Source organism: Micromonospora sp. M42, assembly GCF_000568915.1.
GTDB lineage: Bacteria > Actinomycetota > Actinomycetes > Mycobacteriales > Micromonosporaceae > Micromonospora > Micromonospora chalcea.
Window position 1 is genome coordinate 3,071,482 of sequence record NZ_KK037233.1, and the last position, 17,962, is coordinate 3,089,443.

Here is a 17,962-nt window from a genome sequence, read left to right on the forward strand (position 1 = left end):
GGGGCGCCGACCGCCGAGCCGAGCCAGGCCATCGCGTGCGAGGCCGCGTCGTGCACGGTGACCACCGGCACCCGGTCGGCGAAAGCCGACCGCAGCGCGCCCGGCACGCTCGGCACCGTCGCGGTCCGCACGCCCTGGCGCAGCGTCCGCTGCCACGCCCGGTAGAGGCGGTCCAGGCTGGTCACGTCCACGACGTGCGCGGCCACGCCCTCCTCCGCCAGCTCCGCGGCGGCGGCGAGCACCTCCGGCAGCACCGCGCCGGAGGCCGCGAGCTGCACGACCGGGGCGTCAGCCAGATCGGGGTACGCCTGGTGCGCGTCGACGAGCCGGTACGCGCCGGCCACCACCTGCCGCCGCAGCACCGCGTCCCCGAGCCGGGTCCGGGCCGCTTCGAACGGGGCCTGGTCGATCGGCCGGGTGCTGAGCCGGAAGTAGTACGCCCCGTCCTCGGCCGGCGCGGCGGTGGCGGCGGGCGCGGCGCCACCGGCGATCTGCCCGAGCGCGTCGCAGAGCAGCCAGTCGAGGCTGCCGGCGTACGCGGGCTCCAGGAACGTCACGCCGGGCAGCTCCAGGCCGACCGAGGCGGTGATGGTGGACTGGTGCGCGCCACCCTCGGGGGCCAGCGTGATGCCGGACGGGGTGCCGGCCACCACGAACCGGGAACCGGAGTACGTGCCGTAGAGGAACGCGTCGAGACCGCGCAGCACGAACGGGTCGTAGACGGTGCCCACCGGCAGCAGCGGCTGGCCGGACAGGTCCCACGACAGGCCGAGCTGGCCCAGCAGCAGGAACAGGTTCATCTCGGAGATGCCCAGCTCGATGTGCTGCCCGGCGGGGCTCTCGGTCCAGCGCAGCATCCGGTCCTCGGTCCAGGAACGCTGCTCGGTCGGGGCGAACACGCCGGTCTTGTTGATGAACCCGGCCAGGTTGGTCGAGGTGGCCACGTCCGGCGCGGTGGTCACCAGGTAGGGCGCCACCTGCGGATCGCGGGCCAGGTCGACCAGCACCCGGCCGAAGACCTCCTGGGTGGAGACCGGCTTGTTCGCGCGTACCCGCGTGGTTTCCGGAACGGTGACGCCCAGCGCCCGCTCGCGCGGCGCGCGGGACAGCGCCTCCCGGCGCTCGCCGGCCCGGATGCCGGCCGGGGACGCCGGGTCGAGGCGGTCCCACTCGGTCTCCGGGGTCAGGCCCTGCGCGGCGCGCAGCGCGTCGACCTGTTCGGTGGTGAGCAGCGCCGAGTGGTTGCGCGGGTTGCCGGCGATCGGCAGACCCCAGCCCTTGACCGTGTACGCGAACACGACGCTGGGCCGGTCGGTCACCGCGTCGCACTGGGCGTACGCGTCGAGCATCGCCTGCGCGTCGTGGCCGCCCAGGTCGGTGACGAGCGGGCCCAGCTCGTCGTCGCCGATGTCGGCCACGAACGCGGCCACCTCGGCCGGCGCGCCGTCCAGGAACTGCTTGCGCAGCGCCGGACCGGCCAGCCCGAACAGCGACTGGTACTGCTCGTTGGGCATCCGGTCGATCCAGTCGCGCAGCGCCGCGCCACCCGGCCGGGCGTACGCCTCGGCGAGCTTGCGGCCGTACTTGACCTCCACGACGTGCCAGCCGGCCGCCTCGAACTGGCCGCGCCACTGGTTGATCCGGATGCCGGGGACGACCCGGTCCAGCGACTGCCGGTTGAAGTCGACGAGCCACATCACGTTGCCCAGGCCGGTGGTGGCCGGGTCGGCGACCGCCTCCCAGATGTTGCCCTCGTCCAGCTCGGCGTCGCCGATGATGGCGACGAACCGGGAGTGCGGGCGCGCGCCGAAGTGCGCGTCGACGTAGCGGCGGGTCACGGCGGCGAACAGCGGCGCGGCGGCGCCCAGGCCGACCGAGCCGGTGGAGAAGTCCACCTCGTCCGGGTCCTTGGTCCGCGACGGGTACGACTGGAGGCCGCCGCGCGCCCGCAGCTTCGGCAGGTACGACCGGTCGAGGTTGCCGAGCAGGTACTGGATCGCGTGGAACACCGGCGAGGCGTGCGGCTTCACCGCCACCCGGTCCTCGGCGTCCAGGTGCTGGAACCAGAGCGCGGTCATCGCGGTGACCAGCGAGGCGCTCGACGCCTGGTGGCCGCCGACCTTCACCCCGTCACCGGTGTCACGGTCGTGGTTGGCCGCGTCGACGATGCGGGTGGCGAGCCAGAGCACCCGGCGCTGGATCTCGTCGAGGACGTCGAGGTCGTGCTGGTTCACGGTGACTCCATCCGGGCGTCGCCGTTGACGCCCACTGAGTGGGGGTGAGGCGTTAGGAAGGGCCCCTTCCCATGCACCAGGCGTTAAGAAGGGGCCCTTCCTTACAACACGTCAGGCGCCGAGGCGCGCCAGGATCAGCTCGCGGACCGTCTTCGCGTCCGCCTGGCCGCGGGTGGTCTTCATGACCGCGCCGACCAGCGCGCCGGCCGCCGCGACCTTGCCGCTGCGGATCTTGTCGGCCACGTCCGGGTTGGCGGCGATCGCCTCGTCCACGGCGGCGGTGAGCGCGCCGGTGTCCGAGACGACCTCCAGGTTGCGGTTGGTCATGATCTCGGTCGGCGAGCCCTCGCCGGCCACCACGCCCTCCAGCACGGTACGGGCCAGCTTGTCGTTGAGCTTGCCCGCGTCGACGAGGCCCTGCAGCTCGGCGACCTGGGCCGGGGTGGCGCCCACGTCGGCCAGCTCCACGCCGGTCTCGTTGGCGCGGCGGGACAGCTCACCCAGCCACCACTTCCGGGCCGCCGCGGGGGTCGTGCCGGCGGCCACTGTCGCCTCGATCAGCTCGACCGCGCCGGCGTTGACCACCGACTGCATGTCGAGGTCGGACAGGCCCCACTCCTGCTGGATCCGCTTGCGGCGCAGCCGCGGCAGCTCCGGCAGGGCGGCCTTCAGCTCGGCCACCCACGCGGTGTCCGGGGCGAGCGGCACGAGGTCCGGCTCCGGGAAGTACCGGTAGTCGGTGGCGGTCTCCTTGGACCGGCCCGACGTGGTGTCGCCGGTGTCCTCGTGGAAGTGCCGGGTCTCCTGGGTGATCCGGCCACCGGCCTCCAGCACGGACGCCTGGCGCAGCATCTCCGAGCGCACCGCCCGCTCGACCGAGCGCAGCGAGTTGACGTTCTTGGTCTCGGTGCGGGTGCCCCACTCCTCGCCCGGCCGGTTCAGCGACGTGTTGACGTCGCAGCGCAGCGAGCCCTCCTCCATCCGCACGTCGGAGACGCCGAGCGAGCGGATCACGTCGCGCAGCTCGGCGACGTAGGCGCGGGCGACCTCGGGCGCGAGCGCGCCGGTGCCGGGGATGGGCTTGGTGACGATCTCGACCAGGGGGATGCCGGCCCGGTTGTAGTCGACGAGCGACTCGGTGGCGCCGTGGATGCGGCCGGTGGCGCCGCCGACGTGCAGCGTCTTGCCGGTGTCCTCCTCCAGGTGCACCCGCTCGATGCCGATGCGTACCAGCTCGCCGTTGACCTCGACGTCCAGGTAGCCGTCGAAGCACAGCGGCTCGTCGTACTGGCTGATCTGGAAGTTCTTCGGCATGTCCGGGTAGAAGTAGTTCTTCCGGGCGAACCGGCACCACTCGGCGATCGAGCAGTTCAGCGCCAGCCCGATCCGGATGGTCGCCTCGATGGCCGCCTTGTTCGCCACCGGCAGCGATCCGGGCAGGCCGAGGCAGACCGGGCAGACCCGGGTGTTCGGCTCGCCGCCGAAGTCGGTCGGGCAGCCGCACCACATTTTGGTGTTCGTGCCCAGCTCGACGTGGGTCTCCAGGCCGATCACCGGTTCGAAGCGCGCGACGACCTCGTCGTACGCGGGCAGTGTCGTCGTCATCTGAGCTCCAGGCGCGATCCGGACAGAACCGTTCCAGCCTAATCGGCTGGCCCGGCCACCCCGCTGCCGGGCTTCGAGATCACCGCGCGGGGCCCGGCATCACTCGGGTGTGGTGAAGGTGCGGCGACGGTTGTACGCCAGCACGAGCAGGATGCCGCCGATGGAGAAGGCCACGATGCTCAACAGCAGCAGCACGAGCGGCGAGCCCGGTCCGGTGATCGGCAGCCACGCGCCGCTCACCTTCGACGGCGAGGCCGTCGGCAGGGGCGCCGAGGTGCTGCTCTCCGACGGTGTGGCGGCCGGGTCGTCAGGGGTCGGCGTAACAGTCGGGTCGGCCGGGTCGGGCGTCGAGCCGGTCGGGGACGCCGTCGGGGTGCCCGGGTTACGGGCGGCGACGGTCAGCGACACCTGCTTCGTGGCGCTGGTGCTGTAACCCTTCGCCGCGACGGTGAAGGCGAACGTGCCGGCGCTGCCCGGGGTGCCGCTGAGCTTGCCCTCCCCGTCGAGCGTGAGGCCGTCCGGCAGGGCCCCGGCCGCCAGGGAGAACACGATGTCCGAGTCACCGGCGGCGGTGAACCGGAAGGAGTAGCGCTTGCCGACCGTGGCGGCGGGCGGATCGCCGGAGGTGAACGCGGTCGCCGCCTCGGCGACCACGATGGTGGCGTCCTGCTCGTCGAAGCGGTCGTTCTTGTCGGTCATCCGCAGCGTGAACGTGTACGTCCCCGCGGTGGTCGGTGAACCCCCGAGCGACGTACCCACCACGAGCATCCCCGGCGGCAGACTGCCCGAGACCACCGACAACCGGTACGGCCCGGTGCCGCCGGTCGCCTCGACCGTGTGGATCGCGTACACCCGGCCCAGGTACATGGGCGACCGGGGCTTGCCCGACGTGATGACGACCTTGGGTTCGCGCACCTCGATCGTCGCCGTCTGCTCGTCGAAGAGGTCGTTCTTGTCGGTCATCCGCAGCGTGAACGTGTACGTGCCGGGCGTCGTCGGCGCACCACCCAGCGACGTACCCACCACGAGCATTCCCGGCGGCAGACTGCCCGAGGTCACCGACAGCCGGTACGGCGCGGTCCCGCCTGTGGCCTCGACCGTGTGGATCGCGTAGACCTGCCCGATGACCATGACCGACCGGGGTTTGCCCGAGGTGATGGTGACGGCCTCGGTGGCGACGGTGGCCGGTTGCGCGGCGGCCGGCTGCCCGGCGCCCAGCAGCAACGCGACGACCATCGTCAGGGCCATGACCGGGCGAAGTGTCCCCATCGCACATCCAGCTCTCGGTCGGAACCGCTCGCGTCCGCCAGCGGGCCACAGTCCAGTCGATCCAGCAGACTCGCAGTTTATTCGACCAGTGCCAGTGACCCCCGGCAATCCCCTGATCGGTGATCACCGTGTCGGTACGGAGGCGGGCGGGCCGCCTCCGTACCGTCCGGTTCAGATCGTCGGCGGGGTGAGCGTGCCGACGGCGCTCTCCAGCGCGGCGGCGATCCGGTACATCCGGTCGTCCGCCATGGTCGGCGCCATGATCTGGAAGCCCACCGGGAGCCCGTCGGACAGGCCGCACGGCACCGAGATGGCCGGGCCGCCGTACAGGTTCGTCGGGATGGTGAACAGGTCCGCCAGGTACATCTGGTACGGGTCGGCGGTACGCGACCCGAGCGGGAACGCCACGAACGGCGTAGTAGGCGAGATCAGCGCGTCGACCTGCTCGAACGCGCTGGTGAAGTCCCGCGTGATCAGCGTGCGGACCTTCTGCGCCTGGCCGTAGTAGGCGTCGTAGTAGCCCGAGGAGAGCGCATACGTGCCGATCATGATGCGCCGCTTGACCTCGGGGCCGAAGCCGGCCTCACGGGTCAGCGACATGACCTCCTCCAGCGACCGGTTGCCGTCGTCGCCGACCCGCAGACCGAACCGGACGCCGTCGAACCGGGCCAGGTTGGAGGAGCACTCGCTCGGCGCGATCAGGTAGTAGGCCGGCAGCGCGTACTTGAAGTGCGGGCAGGAAACCTCGACGATCTCCGCGCCCAGCTTCGCCAGCGCCTCGGCCGCGTCGCGGAACGCGGCCATCACGCCCGGCTCCGCGCCCTCGCCGATGAACTCGGTGACCATGCCGAGCTTCACGCCGGTCAGGTCGCCGGTGGCGCCGAGGCGCGCGGCGGCCACCACGTCCGGCACCGGGGCCGGGATCGACGTGGAGTCGCGCGGGTCGTGACCGCCGATCACCTCGTGCAGCAACGCGGCGTCGAGCACGGTACGCGCGCACGGGCCGGGCGTGTCCAGCGACGAGGAGAACGCCACCAGGCCGTAGCGGGAGGTGCCGCCGTAGGTGGGCTTCGCGCCGACGGTGCCGGTGACCGCGCCGGGCTGGCGGATCGAGCCGCCGGTGTCCGAGCCGATCGACAGCGGCGCCTCGTACGCGGCCAGCGCCGCAGCGCTGCCACCGCCGGAGCCGCCCGGGATCCGGTCGGTGTCCCACGGGTTACGGGTCGGCCCGTACGCGGAGTATTCGGTGGAGGAGCCCATGGCGAACTCGTCCATGTTCGTCTTGCCGAGCATCACCGTGCCGGCGGCGCGCAGCCGCTCGACGATGGTCGAGTCGTACGGCGGGCGCCAGCCCTCCAGGATCTTCGACCCGACCGTGGTCGGTACGCCCTTGGTGGTGAGCACGTCCTTCACCGCGACCGGCACACCGGCCAGCGGGCCGAGTTCGTCACCGGCGGCGCGGCGCTCGTCCACGGCACGCGCGGCGGCCAGCGCCCCCTCGGTGTCGACGTGCAGGAACGCGTGCACCCGGTCGTCGACGGCGCCGATGCGGTCCAGGTGGGCCTGGGTGACCTCGACGGCGGAGGTCTCGCCGCTCGCCACCAGCCCGGCGATCTCAACAGCGCTCAGCTTGGTCAAGTCGCTCATGCCGGCACTCCGCTTCGCTCCGTGCCGTCATGAGCGACAGCCATGCTGGGCCCGATGATTCGCTCGCTGCGCTCGCTCATGAGGCCACATCCTCGTCCAGGATCCGCGGGACGCGGAACCGCTGCTCCTCGGCGTCGGGTGCGCCCGACAGCGCCTCCTGCGGGGTCAGGCCCGGCCGTACGACGTCCTCGCGGAGCACGTTCGTCAGCGGCACCGAGTGGGACGTCGGCGGGATGTCCGCCGCGGCGACCTCGCCGACCTGCGCGACCGACTGGAGGATCACATCCAGCTGGCCGGCGAAGGTGTCCAACTCCTCCTCCGTGACGGCGAGCCGCGACAGTCGCGCGAGGTGCGCGACCTCCTCGCGGGAGATGGCGGCCATCGGGTGCCCCCTTCGTGGCTGTCCTGAGACGTCTGCGGTGGGCCGGCCGCGCGTACGGGATGACGCGCGGTGACCGGAGCGAGTCTATTGTCCCGCCGTCACGACGACGCCTTCGCCTCCCCCTCCGGCGCCGCCCCGCTGCGGCTCCCGGCCTCCACCGGGCGCACCGGACGGTAGCGCGACAACCAGGCCACCAGGTCCTCGGCCGGCATCGGCCGGGCGTGGAACCAGCCCTGCGCCACGTCGCATCCGGCGGCGTGCAGCAGCCGCCAGGTGCGCTCGTCCTCCACGCCCTCGGCCACCACCCGCAGCCCGAGCGCGCCGGCCAGCTCGATCATCGAGCGGACGATCGCCGCGTCGTCCGGGTCGTCGGCCATCCCGAGGACGAACGAGCGGTCCACCTTCACCTCGGACAGCGGCAGCCGGCGCAGGTGTTGCAGCGACGAGTAGCCGGTGCCGAAGTCGTCCAGCGCGATGCCGACGCCGATGCGGTGCAACTGGGTGATGCTGGCGAGCACCCGCCGGGGGTCGGCCATCAGCGCGCCCTCGGTGATCTCCACCTGGAGCCGCTGCGGCGGCACCCCGTACCGGGCCAGCCGGTCGGCGATCTGGTCGGCGATCTCGCCGGTGTGCAGGTCACGGACGCTGACGTTGAGCGCGGCCCGCAGCGTGAGCCCGGCCGCCGACCACTTGGCCAGCTGCTCCACCACGTCGTCCACCACGCGGCGGGTGAGCAGTCGCATCACCGCGCTCTGCTCGGCGACCTGGATCAGCTCGCCCGGGTCGACCATGCCCCGGCGCGGGTGCCGCCACCGCAGCAGCGCCTCGACGCCCACCACCTCGCCGGTCGCGATCGCGATCTGCGGCTGGTAGTACATGGTGATCTCGCCCGGGTGCCCGGACTGGTCCTCCGGCTCGGCGCTCCCGTCGGCGGTCGGCCCGATGACGCCGGGCGCGCCGGTGCTCACCGCGGCCTGCGCGTCGTGCCCGGTGTCGGTCTCGTGCGCGGCCTCCGTGTCGCGCCCGGTGCCGGTCTCCGCCGCGTCGGCGTCCCCGCCACCGACCACTGGCGTCGCCACCACCGCTCCGGCCGCGCCGGCGCGCGCGGCCCGGCTGCGGATCGGGTCGGCGCCGGTGAGGATCCGCTCGATCAGGTCATCGTCGTGCCGCTCCGCGGCGCGGTCCCGACGACGCCGCAGCCACCGGTTCGGCCCGTCGCCGGAGCGTCCGCCGCCCCGGCCGTCGTCGCGCGCCGGGCGCTGGTTGCGCGACGGCCGCTCGGCCCGGGCCGGTCGCGGCGCCGACAGCGCCGGCGTCAGTGCCGCGCCGTCACCCCCGCGTACGCCCACCGTCTCCCCGCCCTGCGCGGACGGGCCCGACTCCAGCACCCGGCGCAGGTCGGCCAGGAGGCTCAGCCGCTCGGCCGAGTTGTGGTCGGACTCCGGCGCGTACACCGCCACCGTGTCGTTGCGATGCTTCGCGTCGTACATGGCCACGTCGGCGTGGCGCATCAGCGTGGCGAAGTCCTCGCCGTGGTCCGGGTAGAGCGCGATGCCGATCGAACCGCCCACGTCCAGCGGCAACCCGTCCAGCGGCACCGGCTCGGCAAGCGCGGCGACCACCCGGTCGGCCCGCTCGCGGGCCTGGTCGATGTCGGTGAGCCGGGGTACGACTATGGCGAACTCGTCACCGCCCAGTCGCGCCACCATGTCACCGGCGCCGACCACGCCCATCAGCCGGGCGCTCACCTCGACCAGCAGACGGTCCCCCACCGCGTGCCCGAGCGCGTCGTTGACGTGCTTGAACCGGTCGAGGTCGAGCAGCAGCAGCGCCAGGTGCGCATCCGGCGCGCCCCGGGCGGCCCGCTCGCCGTGCAGGTGCACCTGCTCGGCCACCTCGGTGAGCAGCGCCTTGCGGTTGGGCAGCCCGGTGAGCGGGTCCACGTCGGCGAGCTGTTCCCGTTCCTCGGACAGCCGGGCCATCCGGTAGACGGCGAACAGCGGCACCAGCACCAGCGGGATCAGCGCCGCGCTGGCCCGGGCGGCGGCCACCAGCACCGGCGCGAGCAGCAGCAGCGAACCGGTGGACAGCAGCTCGTACGCCAGCCCGCTGCGCACGCTGGGCCACCACCGGTCGCCGAACCGCAGCCGCACGGCCGAGCTGACCAGCCCGTAGTTGACCACGAACCAGGCGAGCGTCGCGCCGCCCACCGCCGCCACGTCGGTCCAGTGCAGCCGGCCGTCGCCGAACAGCTCGCCCGGACCGAGCCGGCTGACCGCGTACGCGGCGGCGAGCGCGCACGCGTACTGCGCGGCGTTGAAGCCGGTACGCCAGGGCGCGTACCCGAGCCGCCAGCCGCTCACCGCGACGGCCACCGCCTGGACCGCCACCGCCGGGCCGAAGCCCCAGCCGAGCAGGATGGCGAAGGTGAAGCAGGTCGACGGGAACACGGCCGAGGTCTGCCGCCGCCCGGGCGGCACGAACGGGCGGGCGTCGCAGGCGACGGCGAGCGCCGCCATGGTCCAGAACGCGGCCGGCAGCTCGGTCAACCGGTCGGCGAGCGCGATCAGCGGCCCGGCCGAGACAAGTACGGCCACCACGCCGACCGCGCCGACGAAGCCGAAGAACGGCCCGCTCCGCCCGGGCGGGACGGAGTTACGCGGGTCGCCGGTCTCCATCGCACCTCCCGGGGGCAACGTCGTGGCGCGCGCCGTCACGCGCCGTACGCCAATGAAACGCCCTCCGAGGCGGTTTCCCCGACACGACAGTCACGAATCGGTCGGAGTCGTAATTAACTTGGTATCCGCGGACGATCGCCGTGACCAGCCCGTCAGTCCTCCACCCGGGCCACCTCGCGGGCCGCGTCCGGGCCGGAGTCCAGCAGCACCCGGAAGCCGTCCTCGTCGAGGATCGGCAGTTTCAGCGTGGCCGCCTTGTCGGCCTTGGAACCCGGGTTGTCGCCGACCACCACGAACCCCGTCTTCTTGGAGACCGAGCCGGTCACCTTGCCGCCCCTGACCTGGATCGCCTCGGCGGCCTGGTCACGGCTGAACCCGCTGAGCGTGCCGGTGACGACGACGGTGACGCCGTCGAGCGGTCGTGGCCCCTCGTCGGCGGCCTCCTCGGCCATCCGTACGCCCGCCTCGGCCCACTTGCGCACGATGTCGCGGTGCCAGTCGACGGCGAACCACTCCTTGACGCTCGCGGCGATGGTCGGGCCGACGCCGTCCACCGAGGACAGCTCCTCCTCGCCGGCGGCCTCGATGGCGTCGACCGACCGGAAGTGCCGGGCGAGCGCCTGGGCGGCGGTCGGGCCGACGTGCCGGATGGACAGTGCCACCAGCACGCGCCACAGGTCGCGTTCCTTGGCCTCGGCCAGGTTGTCGAGCAGCTTGACCGCGTTGCTGCCCAGGCTGCCGTCCTTGTTGACGAAGAACGGTGACCGGCTCAACTGCTCGGCGTCGAGCTGGAACAGGTCGCCCTCGTTGGTGATGATCTGCGCGTCCAGCAGCGCCGCCGCGCCCTTCTCGCCGAGCACCTCGATGTCGAGCACCTTGCGGCTGGCCAGGTAGAACACCCGTTCGCGGATCTGACCGGGGCAGGCGCGCCCGTTGGGGCAGCGGATGTCGACGTCGCTCTCCTTGGCCGGCGCGAGCGGCGTGCCGCAGGCCGGGCAGGTGGTCGGCATGACGAACGGACGGGCGTCGGCCGGGCGCAGCTCGACCACCGGGCCGAGCACCTCGGGGATCACGTCGCCGGCCTTGCGCAGCACCACCGTGTCGCCGATGAGCACGCCCTTGCGCTCGACCTCGCGGGCGTTGTGCAGCGTGGCCAGCGCGACCGTGGAGCCGGCGACCCGGACCGGTTCCAGGACGGCGAACGGGGTGACCCGGCCGGTGCGCCCGACGTTGACGTCGATGTCGAGCAGCTTCGTGTTCACCTCCTCCGGCGGGTATTTGAAGGCGATCGCCCAGCGGGGGGCCCGGCTGGTCGAGCCGAGGCGGCCCTGGATGGAGACCGGATCGACCTTGACCACCACGCCGTCGATCTCGTGCTCGACGTCGTGCCGGTGCTTGCCGTAGTAGGCGATGTAGTCAGCGACGCCGGCGAGGTCGTCCACCACCCGCCAGCGGTCGCTGGTGGGCAGCCCCCACGCCTTGAGCGCGGCGTACGACTCGGACTGCGCCGCCGGCCGGAAGCCGGTGCGGGCGCCGATGCCGTGCACCACCAGGCGCAGCGGGCGGGAGGCGGTGACCCGCGGGTCCTTCTGGCGCAGGCTGCCGGCGGCGGCGTTGCGCGGGTTGGCGAACGGCGCCTTGCCCTGCTCGACCAGGCTCGCGTTGAGGTCGGCGAACGCGGCCACCGGGAAGTAGATCTCGCCGCGCACCTCGATCAGATCCGGCACGTCGGGGAAGTCGTCGGCCGGGGTCAGCCGGGCCGGCACGCCCTTGATGCTGCGCACGTTCGCGGTGACGTCCTCGCCGGTGCGGCCGTCGCCCCGGGTGGCGGCGCGCACCAGCCGGCCCTTGGAGTAGGTCAGGTTGATGGCCAGCCCGTCGACCTTCAGCTCGCACAGGTAGGGCACCGGGCCGCCGGCGTCGCGCTCGACCCGCTCGGCCCAGGCGGCCAGCTCCTCGTCGGCGAAGGCGTTGTCGAGCGAGAGCATCCGCTCGGCGTGGGCGACCGGCGTGAAGTCGGTGGAGAAGGTGCCGCCGACGCGCTGGGTGGGCGAGTCGGGGGTGCGCAGCGCCGGGTATTCCGCCTCCAGCGCCTCCAGCTCCCGCAGCTGCGCGTCGAACTCCGCGTCGGTGATCGTCGGCGCGTCCAGCACGTAGTAGCGGTACTGGTGTTCGGTCAGCTCCTGACTGAGCGTGGCGTGCCGCTCCCGGGCCGCCGGGGTCGGCTCGGCCCCCGCCGCCGCCTCCTGGGCCGCGTCGGCCGCAGTGGGAACCGCTTCTTCGGACACGCCGCCGCCTTCGGACACCGCTGTCGCCTCCCGTGCTCGCGCTACCCGAGAACCGTAGCGGTCGGCTGTGACAACAGTCCGGCCACCCGCACGAGCAGGGCGAACCGGCGCGCGTCACGCCCCCGCGCGGTCCGGCCCCGGGCGTGCGACCATCGCCTCGGCGGCGCTGTGCGGGAACGGTCGGAAGGCGGGTACTGATGCGCGACGGGGTTCTCTGGGCGCTGGTGATCGTGGCCTGCGTCGCGGCCGGCTGGCTCTGGAACGAGTGGCGCCGCCGGTCGGCCGACCGTTCCGCCGGGGCGCGCGGCCGGGCCGACGGGCGACGGCCGGGCTCCGGGCGCGGTGGCCGGACCGGCGCCGGCGCACGGGGTGACCGGGGCGGGGCGCCGCCACGGCCGCGCGGCGCCGGGCGGACGAAGCGGGACGAGCCCCGGCCCGGGGAGATCTGGTGGGCGGACGTGCCCTACGCCGACGGGACCGGCTCCAAGGTGCGGCCCTGCCTGGTGCTGCGGGTCGACGGCGGGGACGCCGAGGTCCTGAAGATCACCAGTCAGGACAAGTCGGACCGGGACGACCACCTGCCGATCCCGACCCGGAGCTGGGACCCGGACGCCGACCACGACAGCTACCTGGACATCAGCGAGCCCATCCCGGTGCCGCTCACCGCGTTCGCCGACCGGGCCGGCACGTGCGACCCGGACCTGTGGCGGGGCGTGCGCCGCCTGAACCACCTCACCGGCTGACGCCGGCGGCCTCCGGACCTCAGCGCTGCGACGCCCCTGCGTCGAGCGCGTCGGCGAGCGCGGCGAGCTGACCGGCGTACTCGATCCGGTCGGCCCACCCGGCCGGCCAGGCGGCCATGCCGTACGCGGCACCGGCGAACGCGCCGGCCAGCGCGGCGATGGAGTCCGAGTCACCGGCCGTGGTGGCGCCCCGGGCCAGCGCGCCGACCGGGTCGTCCGCGTGACGCAACGCGCAGAGCAGCGCGGTGGCGAGCGCCTCCTCGGCGATCCAACCCTCGCCGGTGAACCGGCACGGGTCGCCGCCGTCGTCGGGACGGGCGAGTGCCGCCTCCAGCCGGTCGAGCACCCGCAGGCAGTCGTCCCAGCCGCGGGCGACGAACCCGGCCGCGTCGCTCTCGCCGGGCCGCTGCCACAGGTCGCCCAGCCAGTCCTCCCGGTAGACGGTGCGCTGCTCCCGCGCCCGCTCGGTGAGCAGGCCGGGCAGCTCGGGCAGCGCCGCGCCGTCGCGCAGCAGCCGGACCGCGTACGCGGTCAGCTCGCTCGCCGCCAGCCCGGTCGGGTGGCCGTGGGTGAGCCCGGCCTGGAGCTGGGCCAGCCCGGCCATGGTGTCGAGGTCGACGTCGAGCAGCCCGACCGGGGTGACGCGCATGTTCGCGCCGCAGCCCTTCGAGCCGGCGACTGTGGCCTCCTGCCAGCGGGCGCCCCGGGCCAGCTCGGCGCAGGCCCGCAGGCAGGTCATGCCGGGCGCGCGGTTGTTCTCCGGGCTGACCGACCAGTCGACGAAGCGCTGCCGCAGCAGCGGCTCCACCGCCTCGGCCGTGTACGCGGGCGCCTCGTGCAGCGCCCACGCCACTGCGAGCGCCATCTGCGTGTCGTCGGTGACCAGGGCCGGGTCGCCGGTCAGCTCGCGCGGACCGCCCGGGCCGTAGCGCCGGACGATCTCGGTGACGGTGAGGAACTCGGTCGGCTTGCCCAGGGCGTCGCCGTAGGCCAGGCCGAACAGCGAGCCGGCGACGCGGCCGGTGGCGGTGGAGGCGGTCACGGTGGCGATCATGCCTCCGCCGCGCAAGCCGTGGAAGATCAGTCCCAGCAGAGGCAGAACGGGTGGCCGACCGGGTCGGCGTAGACCCGGAAGCCCTCCCCCTCGCCGGGTAGCCGCCGTGCGCCCAGCGCCAGCGCCGCCTTCTCGGCCGCCTCGATGTCGTCGACGCTCACGTCGAGGTGGAACTGCTGCGGCCGGGCCGGGTCGGGCCAGTCGGGGGCGCGCAGGCCCGGCGCCCGCTGGAAGGCCACCCGCGGCTGGTGCCCGGGTGGCCCGCCGAGCACCACCCACTCGTCGCCGTCGGAGTTCTCCTCCACCACGGGCAGGCCGAGCAGCTCGGAGTAGAAGGCGGCGAGCGCGCGCGGATCGGGGCAGTCGATCACTGTGGAACGCAGTCGTCCAATCATGCCGGTCATCGTGCCCGGCGGGTACGACGGAAAAACGTCAGTCCTCGGCCAGCCGCCGGCCCGCGTCACGGCAGGCGGTGAGCACCGCGCGGGCGTACGCCGGGGTGGCGCCGGCCAGGCCGCACGCGGGGGTGACCACCACCTGCTCGGCCAGCCGGCGGCGGGGGAAGCCGAGCTGGTCCCAGACCCGCCGCACCCGGTCGGCGACCTGGGCCGACGTCGGCGCCCGGCCGGACGGCGGCAGCGTCGGCGCGGCGCCGGCCAGCAGCCCGAGCCCGGCGTCGATCGCCTCGCCGAGCGGGTCGAGGTCGGTGACCAGCGACAGGTCGAGCGCGACGCCCACCGCACCGGCCGAGCGGATCAGCTCCAGCGGTACGTCCGGCGCGCAGCAGTGCACCAGAGCCGGTACGCCCGCCGCGTCGATCACGTCGCGCAGCAGTCCCCGCGCCACCTCGGTCTCCACCGGACGGTGGGTGCCGAAGCCGCTCTCCGTGGGCACCCGCCCGGCCAGCACGGTCGGCAGGGACGGCTCGTCGAGCTGGAGCAGCACCGAGGCGCGGGGCAGCCGCCGGGCGACCGCCTCGACGTGCCCGCGCAACCCTTCGCCGAGCGAGCCGGCGAGGTCGCGTACCGCGCCCGGGTCGCGCAGCATCCGGCCGCCGATCGGCAGCTCCAGCGCGGCGGCCAGGGTGAACGGGCCGGCCGCCTGGACCTTTACCGGGCCGGCGTACTCCTCGGCCTGCTCGGCGAGCTGGTCCAGGTCGCGTTCCATCAGGTCGCGGGCGCGGCGCAGGTCACGGCCGGGGCGCGGGGCGATCCGCCAGCGGGCCGCGTACAGCTCGACGGGCAGTTCGACGAGCAGGCCGGCGGTGCGGCCGACGAGGTCCGCACCCGGTCCCCGGGCGGGCAGCTCGGGCAGGTGCGGCAGGGCGGGCAGTTCGCCGAGCACGATCCGCTGCGCCTCGGCGATGTCGGTGCCGGGCAGCGACCCGATGCCGGTCGCCGCACCGGTGGGCCAGGGCCATGCCTGCTCAGTCACGGCCGCAGCCTATCCGCTGCCGATGCGAGGTCAGGCGGCGGTGATGGTGGCGGAGCCGAGGACCACGTCGCCGGCCGGGTCCGGCCGGTAGGCCACGATCGCCTGGCCGGCGGCGACACCCCGGACCGGGCGGCGCAACGACGCGCGCAGGCCGTCGGCGTCCACCTCGACGGCGGCCGGCACCACGTCGCCGTGCGCCCGCAGCTGCACCTCGCACTCGACCGGCCCGTCCGGGCGCGGCCCGCCGGTCCACACCGGGCGGGTCGCGCGTACGTCGGAGACCTCCAGCGCCTCGGCCGGGCCGACCGTCACCGTGTTCGTGGTCGGGGTGATGGACAGCACGTAGCGGGGCCGGCCGTCCGGCGCCGGGCGGTCGAGGTGCAGGCCGCGCCGCTGCCCGACGGTGTACTGGTAGGCGCCGCTGTGGCTGCCCACCACCGCGCCGGTGAGCGCGTCCACCACCTGGCCGGGCGCCTCGCCGAGCCGCTCGGCGAGGAAGCCGCGGGTGTCGCCGTCGGCGATGAAGCAGATGTCGTGCGAGTCCGGCTTGTCGGCCACCGCGAGACCGCGCCGGGCGGCCTCCGCGCGCACCTCGGCCTTGGTCGAGTCGCCGAGCGGGAAGATCGACCGGTCGAGCTGCGCGCGGGTCAGCACCGCCAGCACGTACGACTGGTCCTTGGCCGCGTCGACGCTGCGCCGCAGCAGGCCGTCCGCGCCGAGCCGGGCGTGGTGGCCGGTCACCACGGCGTCGAAGCCCAGGGCCACGGCCCGGTCCAGCACCGCCGCGAACTTGATCTTCTCGTTGCAGCGCAGGCAGGGATTCGGGGTACGCCCGGCGGCGTACTCGGCCACGAAGTCGTCCACCACGTCGTCGTGGAACCGGTCGGCCATGTCCCACACGTAGAACGGGATGCCGAGCACGTCGGCGGCGCGCCGGGCGTCCCGGGAGTCCTCCAGCGTGCAGCAGCCCCGGGCCCCGGTGCGGTAGGTCTGCGGGTTGCGGGCCAGTGCCAGGTGCACGCCCGTCACGTCGTGCCCGGCCTCCACCGCCCGCGCCGCCGCGACGGCGGAGTCCACCCCGCCCGACATCGCCGCCAGAACCCTCACCGGCCCACTCCCCTCGTCCTCACCGAGCGTATCCGGGTCAGCGGGGCGTACGGAGGGCGGCCGCGCGGCGGGCCCGCTCCACAGCGGCGGGCAGCGCGGCGATCAGCGCGTCCACGTCCGCGCCGGTGCTGGTGTGCCCGAGCGTGAAGCGCAGCGAGGACCGGGCCCGGTCGTCGTCCGCGCCCATGGCCAGCAGCACGTGCGAGGGCTGGGCCACCCCGGCCGAGCAGGCCGACCCGGTGGAGCAGGCGATGCCCTGGGCGTCCAGGAGCAGCAGCAGCGCGTCCCCCTCGCAGCCGGGGAAGGAGAAGTGCGCGTTGCCGGGGAGCCGGTCGGCCGGGTCCCCGTTGAAGATCACCTCGGGGACCGCCTGCCGGACCCGCTGGACCAGTTCGTCGCGGAGCGCGGCGACGCGGGCCGCGTACTCCTGCTGGCCCTTCACCGCGGCCTCGACGGCGACCGCGAACGCGACGATGCCGGCGGTGTCCAGCGTGCCGGAGCGGACGTCGCGCTCCTGGCCGCCGCCGTGCAGCAGCGGGGTGGCGGCCACGTCGCGGGCCAGCAGCAGCGCGCCCACGCCGGTCGGCCCGCCGAGCTTGTGCCCGGTCACGGTGAGCGCGGACACGCCGCTGGCGGCGAAGTCGACAGGCACCTGCCCGACCGCCTGGATGGCGTCGGTGTGGAACGGCACGCCGTGCTCGGCGGCGACAGCGGCCAGCTCGGCGACCGGCTGGACGGTGCCCACCTCGTTGTTGGCCCACATGGCGGTGACCACCGCCACGCGCTCGCCGTGCTCGGCCAGCTCGGCGCGCAACCGCTCCGGGTCGAGCCGGCCGACCGCGTCGACCGGAAGGAGACCGGCCTGGGCACCCTCGTGCTCGACCAGCCAGTCCACCGCGTCCAGTACGGCGTGGTGCTCGACGGAACTGGAGACCACCCGGACCCGGTCGGCCCGGGCCGCGCGACGGGCCCAGAACACGCCCTTCACGGCGAGGTTGTCGCTCTCCGTCCCGCCACCGGTGAAGATCACCTCGGAGGGCCGGGCGCCGAGCGCGGCGGCCACCCGCTCGCGGGACTCCTCCACCCGCCGCCGGGCACGGCGGCCCGCCGCGTGCAGCGACGACGCGTTCCCCACCTCGCGGGCGGTCGCGACGTACGCCTCGAGTGCCTCGTCCAGCATCGGGGTCGTCGCCGCATGATCAAGGTATGCCATCACCGTTCAGCCTAACGGCCTGCGAACCCGCGGCCGGGGGCCGGACCGCCCCGTCCCACCCGGGGCGGTCCGGCCCGCTCACGACCGAACGGCCGCGATCACGCGGGAACCGCCGTGACCACGATGTTGTCCCGGTAGCTGCGGGTCTTGGCGTCGAACGGCCCGCCGCAGGTGATCAGCGTGAGCCGGGGCTTGCCGTCGCGCGCGAAGTACCGCTCCAGCGGGATCTTCGACTTCCGGTACTCCTCCCGGGCCACCACCCGGTAGGAGCGCTCGCGTCCGTCCGCGCCGGTGGCGGTGAGCTTGTC

At 74.1% G+C, this 17,962-nt stretch carries 14 protein-coding genes; 1 reads left to right on the forward strand and 13 read right to left on the reverse strand.

Features of this window, described 5'->3' with window-relative positions:
• From MCBG_RS13770 to ligA, 7 genes are all read right to left on the reverse strand, one after another.
• Positions 1-2,234 (reverse strand): transketolase-like TK C-terminal-containing protein (locus MCBG_RS13770; protein ID WP_043330573.1); only part of this gene is annotated, 2,234 nt, incomplete at its 3' end.
• A 111-nt stretch (positions 2,235-2,345) separates the two neighbouring features.
• Complete coding sequence (gene gatB, locus MCBG_RS13775) at positions 2,346-3,839, reverse strand: Asp-tRNA(Asn)/Glu-tRNA(Gln) amidotransferase subunit GatB (protein ID WP_043326041.1); 1,494 nt, start codon at positions 3,837-3,839, stop codon at positions 2,346-2,348.
• Between the two features lie 99 nt (positions 3,840-3,938).
• Positions 3,939-5,108: a putative Ig domain-containing protein gene (locus tag MCBG_RS13780; RefSeq protein WP_043326043.1), complete on the reverse strand. Its 1,170-nt coding sequence runs from the start codon at positions 5,106-5,108 to the stop codon at positions 3,939-3,941.
• A 171-nt stretch (positions 5,109-5,279) separates the two neighbouring features.
• On the reverse strand, positions 5,280-6,755 hold the full coding sequence (gene gatA / locus MCBG_RS13785; RefSeq protein ID WP_043326045.1) for an Asp-tRNA(Asn)/Glu-tRNA(Gln) amidotransferase subunit GatA: 1,476 nt from the start codon (positions 6,753-6,755) through the stop codon (positions 5,280-5,282).
• A 76-nt stretch (positions 6,756-6,831) separates the two neighbouring features.
• Positions 6,832-7,137: an Asp-tRNA(Asn)/Glu-tRNA(Gln) amidotransferase subunit GatC gene (gene gatC / locus MCBG_RS13790; protein ID WP_013284468.1), complete on the reverse strand. Its 306-nt coding sequence runs from the start codon at positions 7,135-7,137 to the stop codon at positions 6,832-6,834.
• Between the two features lie 98 nt (positions 7,138-7,235).
• The gene (locus MCBG_RS13795) at positions 7,236-9,815 is read right to left on the reverse strand and encodes a putative bifunctional diguanylate cyclase/phosphodiesterase (protein WP_043326047.1); all 2,580 of its coding nucleotides are present in this window, start codon (positions 9,813-9,815) and stop codon (positions 7,236-7,238) included.
• A gap of 152 nt (positions 9,816-9,967) precedes the next feature.
• Positions 9,968-12,121: an NAD-dependent DNA ligase LigA gene (gene ligA / locus MCBG_RS13800; protein ID WP_083296931.1), complete on the reverse strand. Its 2,154-nt coding sequence runs from the start codon at positions 12,119-12,121 to the stop codon at positions 9,968-9,970.
• Between the two features lie 179 nt (positions 12,122-12,300).
• Here ligA and MCBG_RS13805 point away from each other — a divergent pair, with 179 nt between their 5' ends.
• Positions 12,301-12,846 (forward strand): type II toxin-antitoxin system PemK/MazF family toxin, encoded by a 546-nt coding sequence (locus MCBG_RS13805; RefSeq protein WP_043326050.1) that lies wholly within the window; start codon positions 12,301-12,303, stop codon positions 12,844-12,846.
• A gap of 19 nt (positions 12,847-12,865) precedes the next feature.
• On the opposite strand, the gene MCBG_RS13810 is transcribed toward MCBG_RS13805, so the two are convergent.
• From MCBG_RS13810 to MCBG_RS13835, 6 genes are all read right to left on the reverse strand, one after another.
• Entirely contained in the window at positions 12,866-13,900 is a 1,035-nt protein-coding gene (locus MCBG_RS13810; RefSeq protein WP_043326052.1) for an ADP-ribosylglycohydrolase family protein, read from the reverse strand.
• A gap of 26 nt (positions 13,901-13,926) precedes the next feature.
• Positions 13,927-14,295, reverse strand: a complete 369-nt coding sequence (locus tag MCBG_RS13815) for a VOC family protein (RefSeq protein WP_181373736.1) — start codon at positions 14,293-14,295, stop codon at positions 13,927-13,929.
• Positions 14,296-14,332: 37 nt separating this feature from the next.
• Positions 14,333-15,334 carry a methionine synthase gene (locus MCBG_RS13820; RefSeq protein WP_043326055.1) on the reverse strand — a complete coding sequence of 334 codons (1,002 nt, stop codon included), beginning with the start codon at positions 15,332-15,334 and terminating at the stop codon, positions 14,333-14,335.
• Between the two features lie 30 nt (positions 15,335-15,364).
• Positions 15,365-16,441, reverse strand: a complete 1,077-nt coding sequence (mnmA, locus tag MCBG_RS13825; protein ID WP_013284461.1) for a tRNA 2-thiouridine(34) synthase MnmA — start codon at positions 16,439-16,441, stop codon at positions 15,365-15,367.
• 37 nt (positions 16,442-16,478) lie between these two features.
• Complete coding sequence (locus MCBG_RS13830) at positions 16,479-17,654, reverse strand: cysteine desulfurase family protein (RefSeq protein WP_043326058.1); 1,176 nt, start codon at positions 17,652-17,654, stop codon at positions 16,479-16,481.
• 98 nt (positions 17,655-17,752) lie between these two features.
• Positions 17,753-17,962, reverse strand: a 210-nt coding sequence (locus tag MCBG_RS13835; protein WP_043326060.1) for a class F sortase, incomplete at its 5' end; no start/stop codon positions are given.